Origin of the sequence: Paenibacillus marchantiae, assembly GCF_028771845.1 — a bacterium.
Classification (GTDB): domain Bacteria; phylum Bacillota; class Bacilli; order Paenibacillales; family Paenibacillaceae; genus Paenibacillus; species Paenibacillus marchantiae.
The window spans coordinates 228675-245728 of the sequence record NZ_CP118270.1; the positions used below are offsets into that span (position 1 = coordinate 228675).

Consider the following 17054-nt stretch of genomic DNA (forward strand, 5'->3'; position numbering starts at 1 on the left):
TAAAGATACACATCGAAGTCCTATTTTATATTGAAACCCCTTACATATCTATACTGAATTTCAAATGAGTCACTATTCGGTATACGTTTTTAACAAGTTAATAAATCAACATCCGCCTTGAAATGTTGTTCTATAGCCCGCTCGTTTCCATTGCTATAATTCAGTTGCTCCACTATTTGCAGAGGCTTACTAGCCTCATTATGCAGAGGCTGGACGATATAAAGGAGGGACCTGATGGCTATGGAACAACCACTAACGACCAATACGCCGGTGCGGCAGGCAACACACAATCCACGCAAACGTACCCGCTGGAATTTCAAACGCAATTGGCCGCTGCATCTGATGCTGCTGCCTTCGGTATTGCTCACATTGCTGTTCGCCTATGTGCCTATGGGCGGCATTATTATTGCGTTTCAGGATTTCAAACCATGGCTGGGATTCACCGGCTCCAAATGGGTAGGATGGGATAACTTCCGATTCATGTTCGAATATCCGGATAGTGTTCAGGTCATCTGGAACACCGTACTGATTGCCGCCATGAAGATTGTGGCCGGACTCGTGGCCCCGGTCGTGTTTGCCATTTTGCTGAATGAAGTACGTAATTCCACGTTCAAACGGTTCTCACAGACGCTGGTATACCTACCCCATTTCTTGTCTTGGGTTGTACTGGGCGGCATACTGCTGGACATGCTTTCCCCCGAAGGCGGTCTGATTAACCAGGTGCTGGCGGCTGTTGGCGTTGAACCGATCTTCTTTCTGGGAGATGGCGACTGGTTCCGTGTAACCGTGGTCATCAGTGATGTATGGAAGGAATTCGGATTTGGTACCATTGTCTTTCTTGCAGCCCTTGCGGGCATTAACCCTGCTCTGTACGAAGCTTCCGAAGTTGACGGGGCAACACGGCTTAAGCAGACCCTACACATTACGCTGCCTGCACTCGTGCCGATGATCATTGTGGTGGGAACGCTATCACTGGGGAATATTCTTAATGCTGGATTTGACCAGATTTTCAACCTGTACAATCCACTTGTATATGATAAAGGCGATATTATTGACACGTTTGTTTATCGGATGGGTATTTTGAATGGCAAAATGAGCTTTGCGACTGCGGTTGGTTTGTTTAAATCCTTTGTCGCCATGTTCCTCGTTATTACTGCCTACCGGATGGCTTACAAAATCGCTAATTACCGCATTTTCTAAGGAGGAATTAAGGTGTATCACAAAACGACCGGATACCGTATATTTAACGGCTTCAACCTGTTCTTCATCGCGGCCGTCTCGCTGCTGTGTGTGCTGCCGCTTGTCCACATTCTGGCGGTTTCCTTCAGCGGTAAAGCAGCAGCTTCCGCCAATCTGGTAACGCTCTGGCCGATTGATTTTACAGTCGACGCTTATACCAAAACGTTTGGTAACAGTAACTTTCTTAGCGCGCTCTGGATCTCAGTGCAACGTACCGTGTTCGGTACGCTGCTCAGTATGGTGCTGGTCACCTTAACAGCCTATCCTTTATCCAAGGAAAGTCTGAACTTCAAGGGACGTTCACTGTACGCGTGGTTTTTCATCTTCACGATGCTGTTCAGTGGCGGACTGATCCCTTCCTATATCCTGATTCAAAAGCTGGGACTGATCAACACCATGTGGGCTCTGATTTTGCCGGGCGCTGTGGCGGTCTGGAACCTGATTCTCATGATGAACTTCTTCCGTAACGTGCCCAAAGAGCTAGAAGAAGCGGCGTTCATCGATGGTGCCAACCATATCACCACATTGTTCCGCATCTATCTGCCTGTGTCCATGCCGGCCATTGCAACGATCTCCCTATTCACCATGGTGGGGCAGTGGAATTCCTGGTTCGACGGGTTGATCTATATGAATGACGCAGCCAAATATCCGCTCGCTACGTTAATGCAAACCATTATCGTGCAACAGGATTTCTCCAATATGAATGTCGATGCGACGCAGCTTCAGAACATGTCGCAGCGTACCGTTAACGCAGCCCAGATCTTTATTGGGGCACTGCCAATCCTCCTCGTGTATCCATTCTTGCAGCGTTTCTTTGTAAAAGGAATTGTGCTTGGGGCCGTAAAAGAATAGGGTTCGTATACTAAAACTGAATGCATTCGCATCATTTCATCCCGAGGTTTATAACGCGCCGTTATTTACTTCGGGATGTCTTTCCGCGAATGGCATTGTTATATTGATTAATGAGTTCATCCAGAACCATCGATTGACGAATGACCTCCGGATGCCACAGTTCTTTATGAGCGTTTGCAATCTGGTAGAGCCTCTGTCGTGCCTTTTCGATACATTCCTGAATGGTTTCCGGATTATGCACCATACTCCCGCCCCCTGTTGTCCTTCAATATCCTCCATCCAAAAAAGACCATCTATTATAATATTCGGAACAAAGGGAGCTTCACATTACCCCAAAATCGAATTTATGGTTATTTTTTCTTGTACAGGTTGAAATAAGGATGAGCAATGGACTCAGATGTGGCAAAATACGAAAAAATACCGGATAGGCCTATCAGCCTTATCCGGTATTTTGCTATAGCTACATTTATTGTTCGCAGAAACCTGCACACCATTTCCTTATGAAATATTATGTGGCTAGTCCTCATAGTCTACAAAAAAAACATCATTTAATATGGTTTTTGCTTTCTTCAAATTACGGGAATCCAACTTGTTGAGCATAGACATGATTTCGCTCATTTCATCGGTCATCGATGTAGAACTATTGGCCCTATGAGCTTCTGAATCCTTGCTTGTAGGCGCCTCTCTTGAGACGAGTTCAGTGGCCTCCTCCTCTGTCTGCGAATGAATCCATGATGTATGCAATGTCTTCTGGAGGGTGTTGACGAGAAACTGTAACTCATCCTCGTTATACCGTTGCAAGAAATGATGAACCCCAAGATCAATCTGATGATGCAGGCCCTGATGCAAACGATAAATCTCTTTTCCGAGCGATGTGGTACGGAATAGAACTTCTTTTTTGTTATCCGGAAGTGACTCGGTTACGATGATGTTTTGAGACACGAGTCTTCTCGTGATTTTGGAGACAGTCCCTTTGGAGAAGCCGAATTGTTTTGAAATGGTTATGCCGTTTACTGGCTCGAGTGTACCAATAGCATCCAGCACATGCAGCATCGTCACCGTCATTTCTTTGATTAGCTCTTCAACAGCCGGATTAGGACTATTTTGGAGCAACCACTGTTTTTCTTCGTCATCTTCTGATTGGAATCTGATCTGTATATCTTTCACTGCTTCCAATACTTCTTGAATTAAGTGATCTCTATTTTGATTTTCCGATGGGTTGATCATTCAATTTTCCTCCAACGATTGTTAGCTTCATACCAGTATATCAGGGTATGTCCGACAATTAAAGTTTCCTGGAAACAATATTGACAGCAGTAAAGGATTAAATTATGATTGTTTCATCGGAAACCAAAAAGTTTCTCAGAAATAATAAACAAAGCATGATATCTCATCCATTGCGATATGGGTGATCAGGAGGAGATTCAACTGACCCAACATTACGATATTGACGTACTCATCGCTGGAGCTGGACCGACTGGCTCCGCTCTTGCAGTCGACCTGCTTCGACGCGGCCTTCGTGTCCGACTCGTTGACAAAGCCCCTCACGCCTTTCAAGGTTCCCGTGCCAAGGGAGTTCAACCAAGAACCCAGGAGGTTTTGGAGGACTTCGGCGTGCTGGAAGAGGCTCAGTCAGAGGGAAGTTCTTACCCGCTTGCCGGTTTTCATATTGGACCGCTAACTGTGCCTTGGCGCATGCAGCAGCAAAATAAACCAACACCGAGCGATCCGTATCCAAACATTCTCCTGTTGGCGCAACACCGAACGGATGCCATCTTACACCGCCTACTGAAACGTCTCGGCTTAACCATTGAATTTAACAACGGGTTGGAGCAATTCGAACAGGATGCCGATGGAGTAACGGCGACTCTCTCTTCCGGTGAGAAGGTTCGCAGCAGATATCTCGTCGGAGCAGATGGAGGTTCGAGCAGCGTTCGCAAAGGGGCAGGTATCCGATTTATCGGAGAGACTACCGACTCTGACCGTACGCTCATCATTGACGGCTCGATCGACAAACTGTCTCGCAATAGGTGGCATATGTGGCCACGCACACGTGGCACGTTTGTCGGAGCCTGCCCGCTGCCACACTCCGATCAGTTCCAAGTCATGATCAGGCTGGCACCAGATGAAAAGCCTAACCTTGACGAAGCCGCACTGGCCACTCAATTCCACAAACTCACAGGTTTGCGTCTCTACAACATTACCTGGAGTTCGGTGTTTCGCCCCAACGTTCGACTGGCTGAACACTATCGGTCGGGACGTGTCTTCATTGCAGGCGATGCTGCTCATGTCCATACCCCGGCCGGTGCACAGGGTCTCAATACGGGTATACAGGACGCCTATAACCTCGGCTGGAAAATAGGGCAGGTCATTGCTGGGGCACCCGATAGTCTGCTTCACAGCTACGAGGCCGAGCGTCAACCCATTGCCGCTCGAGTCCTCAGCAAATCCAGCGAGCTGTACGCCAATCTAGACAAAAATCGCCTGGCTAGCCTGAAGCGCGGAGATGAGGAGCGACAGCTTAGACTTTCGTACCATGGTGGGCCGCTCGCGTCTAGCGAAGAATCGGCCACAAAGACCCTTCATGTCGGTGACCGGGCGCCAGATGCTCCCTGCAACGGACCTGGTGGGGAACGGCGTCTGTTCGACATCTATCAAGGGCCTCACTTCACTTTGCTTGCCTTTGGTCCTAACGCTGCCAAGATACTTCCCAAGTTGAACTGGCCGACCAGCGGTGCCGAATTATACTGCTACGTCGTTGATACCGCACACGATTCAGAACAAAACGTCCTCCATGACTCCAGCGGCAAATTGACTCGTATCTACGGCATCACCAGCGACACGCTGGTCATGATACGGCCAGATGGTTATATCGCGAACATCATTACGACCGACTGGCAGGCAACCTTCGACAATGTAGCCAGAATGTTGGCCCCGCCATGTTCCATCGGATCCAACTCGAATTGAAGCTCATGCGAGACTATGAAAGCTAGTGCAGTTAATGTATGAGGGTCGTCTTTCAACCCGCCCATATATGTGGCTTACTTAAACTCAAATAAGACCGAAAACGACCGCACTCAGCGGTCATTTCCGGTCTATTTGTCAATAATCTTTCCATTTTGAAGTATGTGCACTGTTGAATTCATCTTAATCCAATATCCTCAAAACGATTGCCGATCGTCTCTGGGAAGGCCTGCTTAATGGCATCAATGGCACGCTGTTCCGTTTCCCCTGCTTGCTCAATCAGATGGATCACCCTTAGCACATGCCCTGGTTCCTTCGCATCCCACGCTGTTGAATCCTCAACCATCTCCATCATCTGAGCATATAGGTCTGCGAGTAACACGTACGCCTGCACAACATGATTCATCTGATTGGATAAATGCTCAAGCTCTGCAACATAGGAGGCCATATCCTTTCTTGAATCAGCATAATAGCGCAAAACAATGGCAGCTTGATCGGTTTCATATACACCAGATTGTAGGGCATCAGCAATGGCTGCATAAGCAGCGGGTCCACTTGCGTAATCCTGAGGTGGTAGCATGTAATCATGGGTCTCCCATTTGTATACGGCCTGAATTAATGATTCCTTACATACTTCCCATATGTCTACAGTTGAATGGGATTCAAGCACCTGATAGTACCAGTATGGTGTACTGTTCCGACCAAAAGAATCATAGGGCAGACAAATGACTTCATTTTCTTGACTCTCACAAATGAACAGCATCTGCTCCCCATCATCATATCCAGTGCAAATGACAAACTGGTCATGCCATAGAATGGCCCCTACACCCCGGTCAATGGAAGCTTTAATATCCAACAGGGCCTGCTTCTGATAGAGCGGAAAGGTCGGCTCGAACGAAAATCCCCCGTGTTGTCCGGTCGTGACGCCAATGAAATCAGAAGCTACAAAGTTCTCGGCCATCCAGTTGTATGCTGAGATCGATTCTGTCGTTAGACGCCGATCCACTACTAATCGAAATACACTTGCGGTCATACCCGCAATCATGTGACGCGGTAAATCCGTCCACTGCTTGTGCATCAGAATGCGATACATCGCATCGATGTACGAGCCTGCACCGCTCCAGGATCGTTGTTCATCTGCCAAATTCTGAGTCTGTGGAAAACGAATCAAATCCGGCAGTATTTTACTCCTCATCACCTTATCCTCCCTCCCCCTACCTTGCTGAATGTGCTCCCCACCGTGGTACAGTGTTGCGTTTACGATCAGGATACTTCGAGGAGATCAAACGAAAATAATCAACAGCCTGCTCTTCCAATGCTTTCGCTTCCAATAAAACCTGTGCCAGCTTCTCTGTTGCGTCTGTCTGCATAATACATCTGTTATGTTCCTGAATTATGCATCCCTTCATCTGTATAATCAATGCTCCAAGCTGTTCATAACATGCATAGGCTTGGTCCAGTTCGGTCCATATGCCCCGCGCATCCTGCAAATACATCTGAATTTCAGTTCTGGACTGGCAATAGGATTCCAAAATATACGCAGCACCCGATTGATCGTAATCTCCACTCCGAAGGGCTTGCACCCACACGTCATACGCCAGTCTGCCCGAAGCGATATTCCGATCAGGCAGCAGTCGATAAGGAATATCCCAATCCTCAATCGCCAATCTCAATGATTCCAACAGCATCTCTTGTTCGGGCATATGTACCTGGTCACCAAAGACCTGACAATACCAGAACCCGGTGAAGTTCAATCCGAAATTGTCATACAGCAAAATCTGTGGTTCCTTACTCCAGCCATCTTGCACGTAAAAGATGCGATCACCGTCATCATACCCATGAATGACACCAAATTCCGGAATCCAGTAGATCACCCCGATGCCTTCATCCAGACTGCGCTTCACCCAATTTACCGCATCCCGCTGGTAATACCCGAATGTGGAATGACGTGTCCGTCCCCCATCCCAGATCGTGAATATCCCCAAGTTATCGATTCCAGGGCGATGGGATTCTCCCCATTGACCATAGGCTGTAACCGACATGGGCAGTAGTCTGCGATGCACTGAAAGTTTGAATGCCATACCCGTATATCCAGCGAGCACATACTTGGAAGCCTGAAACAGACCCGCATGGGTCAATACAGCGTGTAGGCTATCCACATACGATTTGGACTCCCGCTTCATGATCAGGTTGTCTAACACAACTTCAGTCAAAAAAAATCTCCTCTCCATGGTTGTTCTAATTCACGTTGGCCTTGTGCTGTACGGCGAGCCTATCGATTATGCTTTCAGCACTTTGTTGCAGCTTTCGTCTAAGCCACGATGGAGACAACAATTCCTCCCACTCACTAATGAACAAATGCTGTAGCCCCCGATATTTTGCTATATTCACCAGGGGGGCACGTAGAGAAATCGCCATATATTCGATATCACGCTGGGCCTGGCGCCGGGATATTTCAAATTCACGTGCAAGCCAGCTGCTGTTCGGAAAACGTCCACTCCGAATCTGCTCGTCAAACCAGTGAATACGATGCATATTGCTCATTTCCCCGCCCCCTGGCTTATTCCGTATTTCGTAATTGTATTATACCAAAAGACATGGCCCGTTCCGAAGAACAGGCCTGTTATATTATACGGTTACCTTGTCCACTCTGGACTGCACAGCTTTGGAGCATTTCTTGCATACTTTCAAACTTGTACCATCAGTTTTCGTTTGCGAATACAACAATTTAATCCGGGTGCTGCTGCACACCGGGCATGTTCCTCTTCCTCGGGATGGTAGATTCCACAGGACGCGTCCTCTTTTTGTTTTTGCCAACGTTTGTGAACCTCTTTTCGATATGGTTTGTGTGTTCACCGTTATTATAGAGGGCATGGTACGACATAGAATGTCGCAGCAGTATGGAATATACCCAACATAAAAAAATGTCCCCTCTTCAACTTGAAGAAAGGACATTTTTTAGGAATCATGTATTTCAGACTGAGCTGCCGCTTGTAATAAAGGCTGCAACAGACCAGGAAAACGCACTTCCAGATCCTCGGATCTTAGCGTCAGGAAATGCTGTGTACCTTGTACTCTTACCCGAATGACTCCGGCTTCCCGCAGGGTCCGAACATGGTGTGACATCGTAGATTTTACAACAGGTACACGAAAATGACTGCATGGCTGCTCACCATTTCTGGCTGCTTCTGTTACGATCCCAAGACGGATCGGATCACTTAATGCGTACAATACGGAAGAAAGTTCGATATCCTGCACTTGAGGATGGTGCAAAATTTTCATCGTTGTAGTCTCCTTTTTTTTCAGACTATCCATTGTATTTTAGCATAGTTCCATGATATATTTCTAATGTTCGATACCAATCGAACTTACAAACATATTTCGTTTATGTATCCCTGCTGTCAGGCATGGGATTCACTCTATACCACATTTTGCAAATGTTACACACCGTTTCTGAAATGTTGCGAAATACACATCAAACTAGGAGGTTTTTATGAACAATACCGCAACTGCATCATCTGGGGAACGGACAGCAGGAATACAGGAAGGGTTAATCGTAAGTCTGCTGGGATTCACGGTTGTGCTTGTCGTTATGAATACGATGATGTTCAATCTGGCCCTGCCCAAAATTGCAGCTGAATTTATGCTCTCATCCGTCTCTTCTTCCTGGATTGTCACCGGTTATTCCATCGTTTTTGCTATTTCCTCGATCACGTTCTCACGTCTATCGGATTTTGTGCCAATTCGTACCCTGTTTACGACCGGTCTTACACTGCTTGGTGCGGCATCCGTTCTTGGTTTCTTCAGTAACCATTTTATCCTTCTGCTCATTGCGCGACTGATTCAGGCTGCGGGTGCAGCTTCTGTACCAGGGCTAGCTATCGTTCTTATTACTCGTTACATTCCAAGTGACCGCCGGGGTAAATCCATGGCTGTTGTTATGTCTGCCAGCTCACTGGGTCTTGGACTTGGACCTGTGATCGGCGGCAGTATTACACAGTTTCTCGGATGGCATGATCTGTTTATCGTTACCGGACTAACCTTGTTTCTGATCCCTGTATTTTTCAAACTGCTTCCAAGTGAGATGCCGCAAAAGGGTTCATTCGACTTGCTCGGCGCGCTGTTACTGGCGATCGGAACAACCGGCGTCCTGCTATTCCTGACTTCACGTGAATGGGTAACCCTCGTTATTGGTGCGGCTGCACTCGTCCTGTTCTGGCTACGAATTCGCCGTGCGGCTGATCCCTTTGTGCAACCAGCTCTGTTCAAAAACAAAAAAAATATGATGCTCAGCTCACTGGGGATTGTATCGTATATTAACAACTTCTCGACGCTGTTCCTATTGCCGCAAATTTTGGCACATCTGTATGGCCTGACTCCGGCCCAGTCCGGGCTTGTCATCTTCCCGGGTGCAATCGTGTCCATGCTGTTATCCAATCGGATTGGCCGCATGATTGACCGACACGGCAATACACAACTGCTCAAGTTCGCACCATGGTTGCTGCTCGCTGCGGCCGGATTGTTTGCTCTATTTGCAGACGACAGCATCTATGCCATTATGGCCGTATACATTCTGCTTAGCGTAGGCTTCTCTGCACTGACAACGAGTGTCTCCAATGAGTTGTCGGGCAATCTGACGATGGATCAGGTAGGCGCAGGCATGGGACTGTTCCAGCTCAGCCAGTTCTTCAGTGGAGCATTTAGTGTTGCCGTAACTGGCGTGGCATTGACAGCCATGCAGCAATTGCCACTATCATCGGCTTATACTAATATTTTCTGGGGCATGACTGTGGTTGCTCTGGCATCCATTGTTTTCTCCCAGGTGTATCTGAGAATGCAGTCACGGAAGAAAACCATCGCTTCACACTAAGCAGGTTATATAGGTTCTTACTTATAATAGATTCTTCATATAAGAAAGCCAGGATTGGACCGATAGAGTCTGATCTCTGGCTTTTTTGTTTGTTTGTTATTAGACTATAAGGTATCAATACGTATTACTTGATCTCTGTTATTCTTATATTATAAACAGATCGTATAGATATTTTGAAAATGATAAAACCAAGGGGATGTCTTTCGCACATGAAGCTTCAACAGTTTAATTCACTATTTCGTATCCCTACATACCGGCTGTTTCTCGTTTGTATGTTATTGCAAGGTATGGCTATTTCAATCAGCGCGCCCTTTCTTGCGGTCTACTTTACAACCCGCCTTGAAGTATCCATCGCAACATTCGGATTATTCACTGCCGTAACTCTTATGGCGGGTGTGTTGTTCAGTTCCTGGATCGCCAGACGATCAGATCAACCCGGAGCTCGTAAAATAATTCTGGTGACTGCCATGATTTGCAATGCTCTGGCTTTTGCCGGATATCTGTGGATTCACGACTTCACTTTATTATTTATCTATATGACGGTGCTGACTGCGCTCGGATCTCCCGCCATGCCACAATTGTTCGCAGCTGCAAGAGAAGCGGTCAATACCGCAACGGACGTCGATCATGCTGTGGCCAATTCAACCCTGCGCTCCGCGTTTTCACTGGGATTTATTACAGGACCTTTACTCGGAACTTTACTGATTGCGTATATTGGATACACCGGTATTTTTAGTTCAACGTGTTTTATTTTTTTGATCAATGCGTTATTATTTTTCTTTCTCTTAAAAAAGGCTCCCGAGCCTTCTACCCTCCGTGCATCTACAGGCGGAATACAAATGAAATTGCATCAGGATGCAAGAATCTATATGCCTTTTCTCATTACTACACTCCTGTATATGGCACATTGGATGAATAATCTGAATGCATCACTGTTCATTATTCACCATCTGGGCGGGGGAACCCGGGAAGTTGGCTGGATCTCCAGTCTTTGCGCGGGGCTCGAAATTCCGATTATGTTAGGCTTGGGTCTGCTCGCCTCTAAATATCCCAACCGCTCACTCATGTTATGGGGCTCCTTGATGGGTGCCGCTTATTATGTCATTGTTTTGTTCTCCACGGAACTGTGGCACTTGCTGGCCGGACAACTATTGCTCGCATTCTTTGTCGCCGTCATCTCTGCTATCGGTATCAGTTACATGCAGGATCTGCTTCCGTCCATGCCCGGCTATGCGTCAACACTCTATTCCAATGCCTCCACGTTGGGAAGATTATTTGGTAGTCTGGTCGGGGGATGGACAGCCGGAGCGTGGGGATATCGAAATTCCTATTGGGTATGTCTACTGCTCGTTCTGATTTCATTAGGCATGCTTGTTATCACACAACAATTATCAAAAGAGAAACGTCAGACCCTTTCACTCTAAGCAGATCCTCGGATGCAAGCCTGAGTGAACGAAAAAGCTTGAACAAAACAAAGCCCCAAGGACGCAGCTATAGCGCTCTTGGGGCTTTCGTTATTATCGTTTAAATATTCTTATATGAATACAAACATTATTCAAACAGATCCAGACGAAGACGCTTCAGGCTAGTATGCTGGATGAGCCATTGACCATCAATTTTGACAAACGTTTCATGGTAGTGTCCAAAGCCGTGAAAGGATTTATTGTCATTGCCTTCAGGAAACGTCACCCAATCTTCCATTGGAGAGATGACTTTGGCTTCATTCTCGGATACAAATTCAACTTCCGCGCTATGTACATGATGCACAGTTACGGCAACATGCACCAAATCTCGGAATACTTGAACAATGGTGTCGCGACCTGTTAATACCGGGATGGGATTGCCTTCTGTACTGAAATCAGCTACGGCATCCGGAGCGAACACTTCACCTAATGTATCCCACTGCTTCGTATCAATATAACGGCAATAGCGAGCTTTGGTGTTCCGAATGTTTTCCAGTGCAAGCAGTTGTTCCAGTCCTGTGATGGTTGTTTGGCTCATGTGTTGTCCCTCCAGAAATCTAAGATGTAAGCAAATATGTATTAATAAATTTCTTCCTTATTGTACCATCCCACTTATATTAGGTACAATGGCATATTATACGTTTGTATATTAACTATCTTCTCCTATCGTTGAAGCACTCTGATGCTGAGGGTATACCTTGTATTGCTCTCTTCCAGAGTCCTTTGTAGACTTATAACTTCAATCCTCATCCGAGTACAGCAAAAAAAACCTTCCATCCCCCTTAAGCGGGGAGGAAGGTTTTTAAATTCGCGCTTCAACAGGCGCAGTTATAGGATCAACTGGACCTCCGATTCAGGTTATACGGAATGTGCAGCTTTCATCTGGGCAGCCAGCTCAGACATTTTTTTATTGTGCAAATAACTCTCCATCTCTTCTTCCGCACGGACCATCACCTGCTGAATCAGGCAGCCTTCGTTATGATCCTGCGAGCATTCGAACAAGGAAGCCTGCCCCTCAATGGCATGGATAATCTCCAGAAATGAAGGGTCCGGATTCTTCCGACTAAGCCGATAACCACCATTGGCACCCGAAGTCGATTCAATCATGCCGGCTTTGACCAGCTTGGTCAATATTTTAGATAAGTAGGTTGGAGATACTTTCTGCATCTCAGCTAATTGATGTACACTGACCAGTTGTTCCGGTTCGGTCGCAACCAGAAAAAGCATGGTGTGCAGGGCATAGTTTGTAGCTTTCGAATATTTCATGAGGGCACCTCATTGTATACGGATTTAATTTATCTATAATAGACTTGATTGAACGCTCTGTCAAACGTCGAGAATTACCGCAAAATCAAACAAACGGACATCATTACATTTAACTGTGGTAAAGCCCGCGATAATCCGTTGGAGTCATTCCCTCATGGGCTAAGAACTGGCGGTTAAAATAACTGGCATTGGGATACCCCGCCTCCTCTGCGATCTGTCCAATGTTGGCCGTTGGCCGTTCCAGCAGCCACTGCTTCGCCATCTGCAACCGCGAACGGGTTATAAATTCCATCGGGGTCATTTCCACGGCACTCTTGAACATTTTGCAAAAGTAATACGAACTCACACCCGCCATATCTGCCCAATCCTGTAACAAAAACGGTTGGCATGCCTCCTGCTGCATCTGTGGAAGAAGTCCAAGGATACGGCTCTCAGCCTTGCTTGTGCGTGTGCTTTTCAGTGGAACAGCATGCTGCACGAATTCGGCCAGCACAGCGTAGGTCAGGGTAGATAGTTGGGCAGGACGCAGCATCCGGTTCTGCTCGGCTTCATTCAGTAGGGCCATATGTGCTTCTTCCCATGGAGCCTGCTGCCGCAGCGTCCACAACAGGTTGCGATGCAACCCCCGCTCAATCATATAATCATGCAGCCGTTCACCGTAAAAATGAACCCACCGCACATCCCATGGATCATCTTCGCTGCTGTAGTAATGCTGCCGCTGCAACGGGAAATACAGTACAGCCTGACCCGCACGAAGCTCATGCACTACCCCCTCCACTTCCACGTAGCCCTTGCCCGCAGCAACGTAGTGAATATTAAAGTTGTTAAGCGCGCCAGCCTCTCGTAATACGGTGTGCTCAGGGTGGTCGACATAAAGTCCAACGGATTCTGGATAACAAAAATACGGAATATCCTGTAGGGTTAACAATACAGTCTGTCTCATCATGGCCCATTCTCTTTTCTAAACAATATTGTGTTAACTCATTTCAATATATTATCATTTTAATTCATTCATCTATTACTTATAATCACAATATACATTCATTCATAGGAGGAAACAACAAATGAATTCAGATCGAAAACTGCGCTGGGGAATTCTTGGTAGCGCTAGCATTGCCGTAGGATCCGTTATTCCAGGTTTGCAGCAATCCGAGTTGAATGAAGTGACTGCCATTGCTAGTCGAGATGAAGAAAAAGCAAAACAAACTGCTGACAAACTCGGCATTCCTCAAGCTTATGGCAGCTATGAAGCTTTGCTTGCTGACGATTCCATTGATGCGGTCTACATCCCGCTTCCGAACCATCTGCACCGGGAGTGGACACTCCGTGCCGCAGAAGCTGGTAAACATATTTTGTGTGAGAAGCCACTGGCACTGACGGAGCAGGAAGCTCAGGAAATGGTGCAAGCCTGCGAAGACGCTGGTGTGCATCTCGCTGAAGCTCTCATGTACCGACATCATCCACGTTATGATCAGATTAAGGATATTATCGCCAGCGGAGAAATTGGTGAGATCCGCGGCATTCATAGTACATTTTCGTTCAACAGTTCAGGCTCTACAGGTAATGTTCGCTTTCGGCGTGATTGGGGCGGCGGTGCGCTGTATGATATCGGCTGTTATTCCATCAGTGCAGCACGCTTGATACTTGGTCAAGAGCCTTCGGCGGCAACCGTCATTGGCATGTTCTCCCCTGAACATGATCATGTGGATATGATGGCTTCCGGCTTGCTTGAGTTCGACAATCATATTGGCGTCACCTTTGACAGCAGCATGTGGGCAGCCTTCCGCAACACACTGGAGGTACTTGGAACAGATGGCATCATTGAGGTTCCTTCTGCCTTTATCAGCAATAGGGATCGCAGCTCCAACTTCTTCGTAACTGTTGACGGTGAGCGTAAGGAGATTGAAGTCCCACAGGTCAATCACTACTCCCTCCAGGGCGACGATATGGCACGAGCTGTGCTTCAAGGTAAAGCTCTGCGCTTCGATCCATCCGATGCTATAGCCAATATGAAAGTACTCGAAGCTTGTCTTCGTTCAGCGGAAGAACGTACACGCATTACACTATAAGTAGAGAGGATGAACTGAATTATGGAATACATTGAAATTGCTGGTGCAGGTAAACCTATCTCCCGACTGATTAAAGGAACCGATTATTTTTACCATGATTCCTATGAGAAAGCAGCTACGAACATGGATGCATTCTTGGCGATTGGCGGTAATACCGTTGACTCCGCGCATATTTATTGTGGCGGGCAGAGTGAAGAAGTGCTCGGACGTTATATGCAGGAACGGGGTAACCGTAACGAGATCGTTATTTTGACCAAAGGTGCGCATCATGACCAGAATGGCCCACGCGTTAACGCTGATGCTATCCGCAGTGACCTTCTAACCAGTCTGGAACGGCTGCAAACGGAACATGTGGAGCTATATGCCCTGCATCGGGACGATCCCAACACACCCGTTGGAGTGATTCTCGAAGCATTGAACGAACATATTGAATCCGGCAAAATCGGCGCGATCGGCGCCTCCAACTGGACCTGGCAGCGGCTAGAAGAAGCTAATGCATATGCAGCTGCTAACGGTCTGAAAGGTTTTACATTCAGCAGTCCGAATCTCAGTCTCGCCAAAGCGAATGAACCGTTCTGGGCCGGCTGTGTATCGGCAGACGATGAAACACTGGCATGGCATGAACGCACCAAGCTTCCTTTGCTGTCCTGGTCATCCCAGGCTCGTGGCTTCTTTACCGGACGATTCACACCTGAAGTTCGGGACAATGAAGATCTGGTTCGTGTGTTTTACAGTGACGGTAACTGGGAACGTTTGCACCGTGCTGAACAATTGGCCGAGTCGAAAAAGACTTCCCCCATCCAGATTGCTCTCGCTTATGTATTGAATCAGCCGTTTCCAACCTGTGCGTTGATAGGTGCCCAGAATCAGGCAGAATTGCTCTCCTGTGACGAAGGTTCTCGTATCACACTAACTCGTGAAGAACTCGATTGGCTGGATTTGGGCAGTAATGTAAAACCAAGCGTGTAAAACTGGCATACACTTTTAATTCAATCTTGATAGTGAAAGGACTGACTCTTCCGCGATGTAGCGGAGTGGTCAGTCCTTTTTGGAATGCCAGCTAACCATTCAACCATTGTAGCCATGCCGCAGGCAGGATCAATAATCGCTTTTCGCTAGGATCAGCATATCGCCAAACTTCGGGTCCAGACTTGTCCTCTATTACGGATTACACCCATCTGGCTGTCATGAAAAAGTAATAAAAAGAGACTACCCGCCAGAAATATTTCTCTGGAGGTAAGCCCCTTTTTAATATGAGATAGTCAAATTTTTAAAGTAATGACGATGATATCGTTACGATTACAGCTTCACGATTTGACCAGTCTTCTCGGATTCAAATGCTGCCAGAATCACTTGCAGGGAACGCAGACCTTCTTCACCGGAAATGCTTGGAGGTGTTTGCGTTACAATCGACTCGACAAAAGCGTCAATAACGCCGCTTGGTACTTGTTTCTCGTTGGTAGACATTGCGCCTACTTTGTATGTTTCAACCGTACCGTTAGTCAGCTCAACGATAACCTCGTCACCATCTACCGTTCCGATCTTCATCACACCATTTTCACACCACAGAACCGTACTGTTATCTCCTGCTCTGTATTGTGTCCAGCTCGCTACCAGCGTACCGATTGCACCGCTCTTCATGCGAAGCAGGCATGTTGCGTTATCGTCCACTTTGGTGTTTTCCTTGTGCAGTGTGCTGATGAAACCAGCAACCTCGGATACTTCATCATCCAGCAAATAGCGGATAAAGTCCGATTTGTGCACGCCCAGGTCACCCATGGCTCCCATAATCGCTTCTTCTTTGCGGAAGAACCAGCTTTCTGCACCGTCTACGCTCCAGCCTTCCGGACCTGGATGACCAAAGGAAGTACGGAAATTCAGGACTTTACCGAGTTTGCCGGAGTCCAGAATTTCTTTGGCTTTTACGTGTGGAGGCATCAAACGTTGGTTGTGTCCAACCATCAGATACACACCGTTTTTCTTGGCAGCTTCAATCATTTGCTCGCCTTCTTCGGTAGTAACCGCCATCGGTTTTTCCACCAGTACATGTTTACCGGCATTCGCAGCAGCAATGGCCATCGAAGCATGCAGGTAGTTCGGCGTACAAACGCTGACCGCATCCACTTCTTCGCTTGCAAGCAATTCTTCGTAGCTAGAGTAAGCTTTACCGCCGTAAGTTTCGGCCATCTTCTCCGCACGCTCCACGATCGGATCGGCAAAAGCGACAAGTTCTACGTTCTCATTGGCAGCGTACTCTGGAATATGTCTGCGCTCGGCAATGGCTCCACAGCCGAATACAGCAACTTTAATTTTACTCATGTACAAATGTCT

The 17054-nt window shown here is 47.1% G+C and carries 18 protein-coding genes; 7 read left to right on the forward strand and 11 right to left on the reverse strand.

Features of this window, described 5'->3' with window-relative positions; translation table 11 throughout:
- Positions 1-240: 240 nt before the first annotated feature.
- Together PTQ21_RS01145 and PTQ21_RS01150 are read left to right on the forward strand one after the other, a co-directional pair.
- Positions 241-1200: an ABC transporter permease gene (locus PTQ21_RS01145; RefSeq protein WP_371129284.1), complete on the forward strand. Its 960-nt coding sequence runs from the start codon at positions 241-243 to the stop codon at positions 1198-1200.
- A 12-nt stretch (positions 1201-1212) separates the two neighbouring features.
- Entirely contained in the window at positions 1213-2091 is an 879-nt protein-coding gene (locus tag PTQ21_RS01150; protein WP_063567085.1) for a carbohydrate ABC transporter permease, read from the forward strand.
- Positions 2092-2152: 61 nt separating this feature from the next.
- On the opposite strand, the gene PTQ21_RS01155 is transcribed toward PTQ21_RS01150, so the two are convergent.
- Both PTQ21_RS01155 and PTQ21_RS01160 read right to left on the reverse strand, forming a co-directional pair.
- A complete protein-coding gene (locus tag PTQ21_RS01155; protein ID WP_063567084.1) occupies positions 2153-2335 on the reverse strand; it encodes an aspartyl-phosphate phosphatase Spo0E family protein in 183 nt (60 codons plus the stop codon).
- A gap of 272 nt (positions 2336-2607) precedes the next feature.
- The gene (locus tag PTQ21_RS01160) at positions 2608-3318 is read right to left on the reverse strand and encodes a MarR family transcriptional regulator (RefSeq protein WP_274568564.1); all 711 of its coding nucleotides are present in this window, start codon (positions 3316-3318) and stop codon (positions 2608-2610) included.
- Between the two features lie 177 nt (positions 3319-3495).
- Here PTQ21_RS01160 and PTQ21_RS01165 point away from each other — a divergent pair, with 177 nt between their 5' ends.
- Positions 3496-5058: an FAD-dependent monooxygenase gene (locus tag PTQ21_RS01165; protein ID WP_274568565.1), complete on the forward strand. Its 1563-nt coding sequence runs from the start codon at positions 3496-3498 to the stop codon at positions 5056-5058.
- Between the two features lie 175 nt (positions 5059-5233).
- On the opposite strand, the gene PTQ21_RS01170 is transcribed toward PTQ21_RS01165, so the two are convergent.
- From PTQ21_RS01170 to PTQ21_RS01190, 5 genes are all read right to left on the reverse strand, one after another.
- Entirely contained in the window at positions 5234-6250 is a 1017-nt protein-coding gene (locus PTQ21_RS01170; RefSeq protein WP_274568566.1) for a hypothetical protein, read from the reverse strand.
- 19 nt (positions 6251-6269) lie between these two features.
- On the reverse strand, positions 6270-7268 hold the full coding sequence (locus PTQ21_RS01175) for a cysteine peptidase family C39 domain-containing protein (protein WP_274568568.1): 999 nt from the start codon (positions 7266-7268) through the stop codon (positions 6270-6272).
- A gap of 25 nt (positions 7269-7293) precedes the next feature.
- Positions 7294-7599, reverse strand: coding sequence for a hypothetical protein (locus PTQ21_RS01180; protein ID WP_274568569.1), 306 nt, complete (start codon positions 7597-7599; stop codon positions 7294-7296).
- Positions 7600-7683: 84 nt separating this feature from the next.
- Positions 7684-7872, reverse strand: coding sequence for a hypothetical protein (locus tag PTQ21_RS01185; protein ID WP_072735590.1), 189 nt, complete (start codon positions 7870-7872; stop codon positions 7684-7686).
- Positions 7873-8013: 141 nt separating this feature from the next.
- Complete coding sequence (locus tag PTQ21_RS01190; RefSeq protein ID WP_063567079.1) at positions 8014-8337, reverse strand: ArsR/SmtB family transcription factor; 324 nt, start codon at positions 8335-8337, stop codon at positions 8014-8016.
- A 211-nt stretch (positions 8338-8548) separates the two neighbouring features.
- Between PTQ21_RS01190 and PTQ21_RS01195 the strand changes: the two genes are divergently transcribed.
- The gene (locus PTQ21_RS01195) at positions 8549-9925 is read left to right on the forward strand and encodes an MFS transporter (protein ID WP_274568570.1); all 1377 of its coding nucleotides are present in this window, start codon (positions 8549-8551) and stop codon (positions 9923-9925) included.
- Positions 9926-10134: 209 nt separating this feature from the next.
- Positions 10135-11349 (forward strand): sugar efflux transporter, encoded by a 1215-nt coding sequence (locus PTQ21_RS01200; protein WP_079697141.1) that lies wholly within the window; start codon positions 10135-10137, stop codon positions 11347-11349.
- Between the two features lie 127 nt (positions 11350-11476).
- Here PTQ21_RS01200 and PTQ21_RS01205 read toward each other — a convergent pair whose 3' ends face one another.
- The 3 genes from PTQ21_RS01205 to PTQ21_RS01215 all read right to left on the reverse strand — a co-directional run bounded on the left by PTQ21_RS01205 (position 11477) and on the right by PTQ21_RS01215 (position 13600).
- Positions 11477-11926, reverse strand: coding sequence for a nuclear transport factor 2 family protein (locus tag PTQ21_RS01205; protein ID WP_064640655.1), 450 nt, complete (start codon positions 11924-11926; stop codon positions 11477-11479).
- Positions 11927-12246: 320 nt separating this feature from the next.
- On the reverse strand, positions 12247-12654 hold the full coding sequence (locus PTQ21_RS01210) for an Rrf2 family transcriptional regulator (protein WP_076291179.1): 408 nt from the start codon (positions 12652-12654) through the stop codon (positions 12247-12249).
- Between the two features lie 109 nt (positions 12655-12763).
- Positions 12764-13600 (reverse strand): AraC family transcriptional regulator, encoded by an 837-nt coding sequence (locus PTQ21_RS01215; RefSeq protein ID WP_072735596.1) that lies wholly within the window; start codon positions 13598-13600, stop codon positions 12764-12766.
- Between the two features lie 118 nt (positions 13601-13718).
- On the opposite strand from PTQ21_RS01215, the gene PTQ21_RS01220 reads away from it, so the two are divergent.
- Entirely contained in the window at positions 13719-14723 is a 1005-nt protein-coding gene (locus PTQ21_RS01220; protein ID WP_076291178.1) for a Gfo/Idh/MocA family protein, read from the forward strand.
- Positions 14724-14744: 21 nt separating this feature from the next.
- Positions 14745-15692, forward strand: a complete 948-nt coding sequence (locus tag PTQ21_RS01225; protein WP_063567072.1) for an aldo/keto reductase — start codon at positions 14745-14747, stop codon at positions 15690-15692.
- A gap of 330 nt (positions 15693-16022) precedes the next feature.
- Here the strand turns inward: PTQ21_RS01225 and PTQ21_RS01230 are convergent, their stop codons facing one another.
- On the reverse strand, positions 16023-17042 hold the full coding sequence (locus PTQ21_RS01230) for a Gfo/Idh/MocA family protein (protein ID WP_063567071.1): 1020 nt from the start codon (positions 17040-17042) through the stop codon (positions 16023-16025).
- Positions 17043-17054 lie beyond the last annotated feature (12 nt).

Coding starts and splice junctions, on each gene's coding strand:
- PTQ21_RS01165 (WP_274568565.1), top strand. CDS start 3,496: ATGGGTGATCAGGAGGAGATTCAACTGACCCAACATTACGATATTGAC.
- PTQ21_RS01180 (WP_274568569.1), bottom strand. CDS start 7,599: ATGAGCAATATGCATCGTATTCACTGGTTTGACGAGCAGATTCGGAGT.
- PTQ21_RS01195 (WP_274568570.1), top strand. CDS start 8,549: ATGAACAATACCGCAACTGCATCATCTGGGGAACGGACAGCAGGAATA.
- PTQ21_RS01170 (WP_274568566.1), bottom strand. CDS start 6,250: ATGAGGAGTAAAATACTGCCGGATTTGATTCGTTTTCCACAGACTCAG.
- PTQ21_RS01210 (WP_076291179.1), bottom strand. CDS start 12,654: ATGAAATATTCGAAAGCTACAAACTATGCCCTGCACACCATGCTTTTT.
- PTQ21_RS01200 (WP_079697141.1), top strand. CDS start 10,135: ATGAAGCTTCAACAGTTTAATTCACTATTTCGTATCCCTACATACCGG.
- PTQ21_RS01230 (WP_063567071.1), bottom strand. CDS start 17,042: ATGAGTAAAATTAAAGTTGCTGTATTCGGCTGTGGAGCCATTGCCGAG.
- PTQ21_RS01160 (WP_274568564.1), bottom strand. CDS start 3,318: ATGATCAACCCATCGGAAAATCAAAATAGAGATCACTTAATTCAAGAA.
- PTQ21_RS01220 (WP_076291178.1), top strand. CDS start 13,719: ATGAATTCAGATCGAAAACTGCGCTGGGGAATTCTTGGTAGCGCTAGC.
- PTQ21_RS01215 (WP_072735596.1), bottom strand. CDS start 13,600: ATGATGAGACAGACTGTATTGTTAACCCTACAGGATATTCCGTATTTT.
- PTQ21_RS01205 (WP_064640655.1), bottom strand. CDS start 11,926: ATGAGCCAAACAACCATCACAGGACTGGAACAACTGCTTGCACTGGAA.
- PTQ21_RS01190 (WP_063567079.1), bottom strand. CDS start 8,337: ATGAAAATTTTGCACCATCCTCAAGTGCAGGATATCGAACTTTCTTCC.
- PTQ21_RS01225 (WP_063567072.1), top strand. CDS start 14,745: ATGGAATACATTGAAATTGCTGGTGCAGGTAAACCTATCTCCCGACTG.
- PTQ21_RS01145 (WP_371129284.1), top strand. CDS start 241: ATGGAACAACCACTAACGACCAATACGCCGGTGCGGCAGGCAACACAC.
- PTQ21_RS01155 (WP_063567084.1), bottom strand. CDS start 2,335: ATGGTGCATAATCCGGAAACCATTCAGGAATGTATCGAAAAGGCACGA.